This window comes from Streptomyces sp. NPDC007905, from assembly GCF_042959345.1.
Lineage (GTDB): Bacteria > Actinomycetota > Actinomycetes > Streptomycetales > Streptomycetaceae > Streptomyces.
In genome coordinates, this window is the sequence record NZ_JBIBKS010000011.1 from 276,348 (window position 1) to 285,177 (window position 8,830).

The 8,830-nt window shown below is 70.8% G+C and carries 5 protein-coding genes; 4 read left to right on the forward strand and 1 reads right to left on the reverse strand.

Annotated features, from left to right (window positions below; genetic code table 11):
• Nucleotides 1-184 precede the first annotated feature (184 nt).
• From ACFZDC_RS21660 to ACFZDC_RS21670, 3 genes are all read left to right on the forward strand, one after another.
• Nucleotides 185-2,239 carry a M4 family metallopeptidase gene (locus ACFZDC_RS21660; RefSeq protein ID WP_391326075.1) on the forward strand — a complete coding sequence of 685 codons (2,055 nt, stop codon included), beginning with the start codon at nt 185-187 and terminating at the stop codon, nt 2,237-2,239.
• A 251-nt stretch (nt 2,240-2,490) separates the two neighbouring features.
• Nucleotides 2,491-4,149, forward strand: a complete 1,659-nt coding sequence (locus ACFZDC_RS21665; RefSeq protein WP_391326077.1) for a M4 family metallopeptidase — start codon at nt 2,491-2,493, stop codon at nt 4,147-4,149.
• A 74-nt stretch (nt 4,150-4,223) separates the two neighbouring features.
• Nucleotides 4,224-4,745 carry a DUF1990 family protein gene (locus ACFZDC_RS21670; protein ID WP_391326079.1) on the forward strand — a complete coding sequence of 174 codons (522 nt, stop codon included), beginning with the start codon at nt 4,224-4,226 and terminating at the stop codon, nt 4,743-4,745.
• Between the two features lie 80 nt (nt 4,746-4,825).
• Here the strand turns inward: ACFZDC_RS21670 and ACFZDC_RS21675 are convergent, their stop codons facing one another.
• Nucleotides 4,826-7,444, reverse strand: a complete 2,619-nt coding sequence (locus ACFZDC_RS21675) for an alpha-glucan family phosphorylase (protein ID WP_391326081.1) — start codon at nt 7,442-7,444, stop codon at nt 4,826-4,828.
• Nucleotides 7,445-7,781: 337 nt separating this feature from the next.
• Between ACFZDC_RS21675 and ACFZDC_RS21680 the strand changes: the two genes are divergently transcribed.
• The coding region (locus ACFZDC_RS21680; protein ID WP_391326083.1) for a maltotransferase domain-containing protein at nt 7,782-8,830 on the forward strand (1,049 nt) is incomplete at its 3' end.

Here is an 8,830-nt window from a genome sequence, read left to right on the forward strand (position 1 = left end):
CCGTGATCCCCTGCCACTCTTCCCACGGCCGACTCACAGCAACCCCACAGCTTGCGCACGCTCGCGTGAGCCGGCTCCGCACCTGCACGTGGTTCCGCGTAACGCCCTGTTCTGCCCGGACGTCCCAACCCACCGTCCGGTCTCCCCTGGCCGCGCGACCCGCGGTCACGCAGAAGGAGTCAGTGTGAGCAGCACCTCTCGCAGACGCACCTCCCACACAGCACAGCGCTCCACGCCGCACCGCCGCACCGCCACCGTCGCCCTCGCCGGCGTCGCCGCCCTGATCGCCGCCGCCGTGCAGTCGGGCGCCGCCAGCGCCGCACCGGCCGCCAAGCCGCAGGCCGGCAAGGTGAATCCCGCCCACGTGGCCCTCAAGCTCTCGCCCTCGCAGCGCGCCGAGCTGATACGGCACGCGGACGCCGAGAAGGCCGCGACGGCGCGGTCCATAGGCCTCGGGGCCGAGGAGAAGCTGGTCGTCCACGACGTCGTCAAGGACGCGGACGGCACCCTGCACACCCGCTACGAGCGGACGTACGCGGGCCTGCCGGTGCTCGGCGGCGACCTCGTCGTCGACACCGCCAAGTCGGGCGCGGTCAAGAGCGTCATCAAGGCCGGCAACGCCTCGCTGAAGGTCGCCGACCTCACCCCGGCCGTGTCGAAGGCCTCGGCCGAGAAGCAGGCCGTGCAGCGGGCCAAGGCCCTCGGCTCCGCCAAGTCCGCCGCGGACAGCGTGCGCAAGGTGATCTGGGCCGGCTCCGGCAAGCCCGCCCTCGCCTACGAGACCGTCGTCGGCGGCCTGCAGGACGACGGCACCCCGAACCAGCTGCACGTCATCACCGACGCCGACACCGGCAAGAAGCTCTTCGAGTACCAGGGCATCAGGACCGGCATCGGCAACACGCAGTACAGCGGCCAGGTCACGCTCACCACGACCCAGTCGGGGTCGAACTACACCCTGACCGACGGGGCGCGCGGCGGCCACAAGACGTACAACCTGAACCACGGCACCTCGGGCACCGGCACGCTGTTCTCCCAGACCAACGACACCTGGGGCAACGGCACCACGTCCAACGCCGCCACGGCGGGCGCGGACGCCCACTACGGCGCCGCGGTCACCTGGGACTTCTACAAGAACGCCTTCGGCCGCAGCGGCATCAAGAACAACGGCGTCGGCGCCTACTCGCGCGTGCACTACGGCAACTCGTACGTGAACGCCTTCTGGGACGACAGCTGCTTCTGCATGACCTACGGCGACGGTTCCGGCAACGCCGACCCGCTGACCTCCCTCGACGTCGCGGGGCACGAGATGAGCCACGGCGTCACCTCCAACACCGCGGGGCTCGACTACAGCGGTGAGTCCGGCGGCCTGAACGAGGCGACCTCCGACATCATGGGCACGGGCGTGGAGTTCTACGCCAACAACAGCTCGGACGTCGGCGACTACCTCATCGGCGAGAAGATCGACATCAACGGCGACGGCACCCCGCTGCGCTACATGGACAAGCCCAGCAAGGACGGCGCGTCCAAGGACAGCTGGTACTCGGGGCTCGGCGGCCTCGACGTGCACTACTCCTCCGGCCCCGCCAACCACTTCTTCTACCTGCTGAGCGAGGGCAGCGGCGCCAAGGTCATCAACGGCGTCAGCTACAACTCGCCCACCGCGGACGGCCTTCCGGTCACCGGCATCGGCCGCGACAAGGCCCTGCAGATCTGGTATCGGGCGCTGACCACCAAGTGGACGTCCACCACCAACTACGCGGGCGCCCGCACCGGCACCCTCGCGGCGGCCGGCGAGCTGTACGGCACCACCAGCGCCGAGTACAAGGCGGTGCAGGACGCCTGGGCGGCCGTCGCGGTCGGTTCGCGCTCCGGCGGTGGCGGGGGCGGCGGGACGTCGTACGAGAACACCACGCCGGTGTCCATCCCGGACAACGGGCCCGCGGTGACCTCGTCCATCACGGTCTCCGGCAGGAGCGGAAACGCGCCAAGCAACCTTCAGGTGAGCGTGGACATCACGCACACCTGGCGGGGTGACCTGGTGATCGATCTGGTCGGCCCGTCGGGCACCTCGTACCGCCTGAAGAACTTCTCCTCCTCCGACTCGGCGGACAACGTCAAGCAGACCTACACGGTCAACGCTTCCTCCGAATCGGCCAATGGCCCCTGGAAGTTGAAGGTCCAGGACCAGGCCGCGCAGGACGTCGGCACGATCAACAGCTGGAAGCTGACGTTCCCGTAAACCGCACGCCACAGGCTCGGAACCAGGGCGCCGTCGGGGGGTTCGACACCCTCCGGCGGCGCCTGTTCACATGCCTGAAACGTTAACCAGACAGTTGGGTTTCGGCCAACATCACTTCAGGGTCCTGACATGTACGCGCCCCTGATGCCACTCTTCCTTCACCCGCCGCAGCAGCACAGCAACTTCGCAACGCCACACGTTCCGGTCAGTAACCCCACGCTGCCCGGACTCCCCCACAAGAAGGAGCTTCTGTGAGCCCCCTCTACGCGCGTCACAAGCGCACCACGCTGGCCATCGCCACCGCTGTCGCCGCCGGAGCCCTGCTCTCCACCGGCCTCACCACCAGCGCCAGTGCCCAGACCCCGGCCGAGGCCGCCGCCAGGACACCGGCCGCCGCCCCGACCACGCTGTCCGCCGCGGCCCGCACCACCCTGATCCAGCAGGCACAGGCCGACGCGGCCCGGACCGCAGGGCAGATAGGCCTCGGGGCCAAGGAGAAGCTGGTCGTCAAGGACGTCGTCAAGGACGTCGACGGCACCGTCCACACCCGCTACGAGCGCACCTACGCGGGCCTGCCGGTGCTCGGCGGCGACCTGGTCGTCCACACCGCCAAGTCCGGGAAGACCGAGGGCGTCACCAAGGCGACCAAGTCGGCCGTCAAGGTGGCCTCGCTCAAGCCGCAGATCACCGCCGCCACGGCGGAGAAGCAGGCCGTGAGCGCCGCCAGGACCCTGGGCTCCGCCAAGTCCGCCGCGGACGGCGCGCGCAAGGTGATCTGGGCCGGCTCCGGCAAGCCCGTCCTCGCCTACGAGACCGTCGTCGGCGGCCTGCAGGACGACGGCACCCCGAACCAGCTGCACGTCATCACCGACGCCGCCACCGGCAAGAAGCTCTTCGAGTACCAGGGCATCGAGAACGCGACCGGCACCGGCAAGACGCTGTACTCGGGCAGCGTCAGCCTGAACACCACCCTGTCGGGCTCGACCTACCAGCTGTACGACACCGCGCGCGGCGGCCACAAGACGTACAACCTGAAGCACGGAACCTCGGGCACCGGCACCCTGTTCACCGACTCGGACAACGTCTGGGGCACCGGCACCGCCTCCAGCTCGACCACCGACCAGACCGCCGCCGCCGACGCCGCCTACGGCGCGCAGGAGACCTGGGACTTCTACAAGAACACCTTCGGCCGCAGCGGCATCAAGAACAACGGCGTCGGCGCCTACTCGCGCGTCCACTACGGCAGCTCCTACGTCAACGCGTTCTGGGACGACAGCTGCTTCTGCATGACCTACGGCGACGGCGAGAGCAACACGCACCCGCTGACCTCGCTGGACGTGGCCGGCCACGAGATGAGCCACGGCGTCACCTCGAACACGGCGGGCCTGAACTACTCCGGCGAGTCCGGCGGTCTGAACGAGGCCACCTCGGACATCTTCGGCACCGGCGTGGAGTTCTACGCCAACAACGCCTCCGACCCCGGTGACTACCTCATCGGCGAGAGGATCGACATCAACGGGGACGGCACCCCGCTGCGTTACATGGACAAGCCCAGCAAGGACGGCGGCTCCGCCGACTACTGGTCCTCCTCCGTCGGCACCAAGGACGTCCACTACTCGTCCGGCGTCGCGAACCACTTCTTCTACCTCCTGTCGGAGGGCAGCGGTTCCAAGACGATCAACGGGGTCTCGTACAACTCCCCGACCTCCAACGGCTCCACGGTCACCGGCATCGGCCGCGCCAAGGCGCTGCAGATCTGGTACAAGGCGCTGACGACGTACATGACGTCCACCACCAACTACAAGGCAGCCCGCACGGCGACGCTGAACGCGGCGTCGGCGCTGTACGGCTCCGGCAGCACCGAGTACAACGCGGTCGCGGCGGCCTGGTCGGCGGTCAACGTCAGCTAGTCCCCGGCAGCCGGATCGAGTAGGGCGGTACCCGGGCGGAAGGCTCCCCGGGTGCCGTCCTACTCTTGTGACCCATGTCCCCGGCGCCCTTCACCTACGAGCCGGTCGGCGCGACCCGCGACGACCTGACGTTCTGCCCGTCCGGCTTCCACCCGCTGTTCGTGCGCACGCGTCTCGGCGAGGGCCCCGAGGTCTTCCGCCGGGCCGCCGAGGCGGTCCTCACCTGGGAGATGCACCGCGCGCTGGGCGTGGGCATCCACGCCACGGCCGACCGCGCGGCCCCCGGCGCCGAGGTCACGGTCACCCTGGCCGGCCTGGTCACGGCACCCTGCCGGGTCGTCTGGACCCTCGAGGAACCCCGACGCGCCGGCTGGGCCTACGGCACCCTGGAAGGCCACCCCGAGTGCGGCGAGGAGGCCTTCGTGGTCGACCGCACGGGCGACGGCACCGTCTGGCTGACGGTGGCGGCCTTCAGCCGGGCGGCCAAGTGGTACGCGAAGGCGGGCGGCGCCGCCACCCGGGGCCTGCAGCACGCCTACGCCCGACGGTGCGGGGTGGTGCTGAGGCACCTGTGCGCGGGGCTGGACGACGCGTGAGCACGCCCGGGCGCCGCGCGACGGCGCCCGGACGCGTCCGGCCCACGAACCTCGACCCCTGAAGCCGGCACGCCCCGCTCCTACCGCAGCAGCACGCCCGCCCCCCCGACCACCTCCTCCGAGGGCACGGTCACGAGCCCCGGTTCCGCGCCCGAGGCGAGGTGGCGGTGGGCCGGGAGGATGCGGACCGTGTAGCCGTAGGGGCCGGTGCGGTCCAGAGAGAGGGGCCCCTCGTAGAGCAGGCGGCCCTCCAGGTCGGGGGCACCCACCGGCTTCAGGGGGACCGTCGTCGCGTCCGTGATGCGGTCCTCGGAGTCGACACGGCCCGACACCGCCTGCACCTCGACGTCGTCCGGTCCCAGCTCGCCCAGCCCCACCCGGACCCGCAACCCCACGGTCGTGCCGAGTTCCGCCGTGGTCGTCGCCGCCGTCGTCTCGACGTGGTCGACACTCACTCCGGCCCAGGCGGCACGCACCCTGGCCTTCCAGGCGGCCAGTTCACGGGCCGTGTCCGGGGTCAGCGCGCGGTGGGACAGGGCGGCGGGGGCGTACAGGCGGTCGACGTACTCACGGACCATGCGGCCCGCCAGCACCTTCGGGCCCAGCAGGCTGAGGGTCTGCCGGACCATCTCGATCCAGCGGTCGGGCAGCCCGTCCCGCCCGCGCTCGTAGAACCGCGGAGTCACCCGCTGTTCCAACAGGTCGTACAGGGCCGCGGCCTCGATGTCGTCGCGGCGGTCCGGATCGGTGCCCGCACCGTCCGCGGTCGGGATGGCCCAGCCGAAGTCCGGCTGGAACCACTCGTCCCACCAGCCGTCGAGCACCGAGAGGTTGAGGCACCCGTTGAGCGCGGCCTTCATCCCGGAGGTGCCACAGGCCTCCAGCGGGCGCAGGGGGTTGTTCAGCCAGACGTCGCAGCCCGGGTAGAGCTTCTGCGCCATCGCCATGCCGTAGTCGGGCAGGAAGACGACCCGGTGCCGTACCCGCGGATCGTCGGTGAACCGCACCAGCTCCTGGACGAGCCGCTTGCCTCCGTCGTCCGCCGGGTGCGCCTTGCCCGCCACGACGATCTGGATCGGCCGCTGCGGGTGCAGCAGCAGTTCCATCAGCCGGTCCCGGTCCCGCAGCATCAGCGTGAGCCGCTTGTACGACGGCACGCGCCGCGCGAACCCGATGGTCAGGACGTCGGGGTCGAGCACCCCGTCGATCCAGCCCAGCTCCGCGTTCCCGGCGCCCCGTTGCCGCCAGGAGGCCCGCAGCCGCTCGCGTACCTCCAGCACCAGCTGTTCGCGCAGGGTGCGGCGCAGCTCCCAGATCTCCTGGTCCGGGATCTCCGCGACCGAGTCCCAGCGCTCAAAGCCGCCGACGGTCAGCGCGTCCTCGGCCCGCTGGGAGCCGATCTGCCGGGCGCCGAGCCGCAGCACCTCGGGGGCGACCCAGGTCGGGGCGTGCACCCCGTTGGTCACGGAGGTGATCGGCACCTCCTCGGCGTCGAATCCCGGCCACAGCCCCGCGAACATCTCCCGGCTGACCTGCCCGTGCAGCAGCGACACTCCGTTCGCCCGCTGGGCCAGCCTGAGCCCCATCACGGCCATGTTGAACAGGTTCGGCTCGCCGCCCGGGTACGTCTCCATGCCCAGCGCCAGGATCCGCTGCACGTCGATGCGCGGGAGTTCTGCGTCCGGGCCGAAGTGCCGGGCGACCAGCTCCCGGTCGAACCGGTCGATGCCGGCCGGCACGGGGGTGTGCGTCGTGAACACGGTCCCGCCCCGTACGGCTTCCAGCGCCGAGTCGAAGTCCAGGCCCTGCTCGCACAGTTCGGCGATCCGCTCCAGCCCGAGGAAGCCCGCGTGCCCCTCGTTGGTGTGGAACACCTCGGGCCCCGGGTGCCCGGTGAGCCGGCAGTACGTCCGCACGGCCCGGACACCCCCTATCCCCAGCAGCATCTCCTGCAGCAGCCGGTGCTCGCTGCCGCCGCCGTACAGCCGGTCGGTCACCCCGCGTTCGCCGAGGTCGTTCTCCTCCACGTCCGAGTCGAGCATCAGCAGCGGCACCCGGCCCACCTGCGCCAGCCAGATCCGGGCGTGCAGCGCCTTTGCGCCGGGCAGGGCGAGGGAGACCTGGGCCGGGGTGCCGTCGGCCTCCTTCAGCAGGCTGACGGGCAGCTCATACGGATCGAGCACCGGATAGTGCTCCTGCTGCCAGCCGTCCCGGGACAGGGTCTGGCGGAAGTACCCGTGCCGGTAGAGCAGTCCGACACCGATCAGCGGGACCCCGAGGTCGCTGGCCGCCTTGAGATGGTCGCCGGCGAGGATGCCGAGGCCGCCGGAGTACTGGGGCAGCGCGGCCGTGATGCCGAACTCCGGGGAGAAGTAGGCGACGGCGGCGGGCAGCCCCTCGCCCTGGTGCTGGTACCAACGGTCTCCGGTCACATAGTCGTTGAGGTCGTCGGCGACCGCCGTCAGCCGGCGCAGGAACCGCCGGTCCCCGGCCAGCTCGGCGAGCCGGCCCGGGCGTACCCCGCCCAGCAGCCGCACCGGGTCGCCTTCGGCGGCGGCCCAGCGTTCGGGGTCGACGGACTGGAACAGGTCGCGCGTTTCCGCATGCCAGGACCAGCGCAGATTGCGCGCCAGGTCGCTCAGCGGCCGGAGGGGTTCGGGGAGAACGGGACGGACGGTGAACCGACGGATCGCCTTCACATTCCACCTCGGACGCGTTACGGGGTGAGACGTACGGCGCTGTACGTCTCGTCGTCAGTGTCGACGGTAGTGGTTACCGGGGGGTCGGTGGGGACTTACCGGGGGCGGGTGTCGGGGCGCGGCGGAGGCGTGGAGGTCATGGTGGGGGGCACTTGGAAAAGGGGCCGGTCTTGCACGTAGACATACGCGTGAGTAGTTAACAAAGTGCCGGATTGCCCACCCGAACAGGGTGGGAAGGCTCCTTCGGTGACCCCACAGCCGTACCACAGCTCTTCCGCAGGACCCACCTCCCCATATCCATCCGCCCACACCCTCGTTGACGCGGACAGGAGCGGTCATGCCCGCCACGCACCACTCGTCAGCACCTCCGACAAGCAGCAGGACAGCCGGAAAGAAAGCATCGGGTAAGAAAACGGGAAGGCCGGTGGAGGACGTCCTCGACCCGGCACCGCCCCGGCAGCACCCCGCCCCGGCCGAGACCACCGCCGTCGGCCGTATTCCCGTCCTCGACGTACGCCCCGTGGTCCAGCACGGGCGCAGGCCCGCCAAGTCCGTGGCCGGGGAGTCGTTCGAGGTCTCGGCCACCGTGTTCCGGGAGGGGCACGACGCCGTCGCCGCGAACGTCGTGCTCCGCGATCCGCAGGGCCGCCCCGGTCCCTGGACCCCGATGCGCGAACTGGTCCCGGGCACCGACCGCTGGGGCGCCACCGTCACGGCGGACGAACCCGGCCACTGGACCTACACGGTGGAGGCCTGGTCGGACCCGGTCTCCACCTGGCGGCACCACGCGCAGATCAAGATCCCGGCGGGCATCGACACCGGCCTGGTCCTGGAGGAGGGCGCACGACTGTACGAGCGCGCGGCCGCCGGGGTCCCGGAGGAGCAGCGGGAGGTCGTACGGGAGGCCGCTGACGCGCTGCGGGACGAGGACCGCCCGGCCGCCTGGCGACTCGCTGCGGCACTGTCACCGGAGGTGGACGAGGTACTGGCCCGTTTCCCGCTGCGGGAGTTGGTCACCGCCTCCGAGGCGATGCCGCTGCTGGTGGAGCGGGAACGCGCCCTGTACGGCTCCTGGTACGAGTTCTTCCCGCGCTCGGAGGGCACGGCCGAGCGGCCGCACGGCACGTTCCGGACCGCCGCCCGGCGGCTGCCGGCCATCGCGGAGATGGGCTTCGACGTCGTCTACCTGCCCCCGGTCCATCCGATCGGCACGACCTTCCGCAAGGGCCGCAACAACACCCTGACCGCCGGACCTGACGATGTGGGTGTGCCCTGGGCGATCGGCTCCCCCGAGGGCGGGCACGACGCCGTCCACCCCGATCTCGGCACGATCGAGGACTTCGACCACTTCGTGGACCGGGCACGTGGGTTGGGGCTGGAGATCGC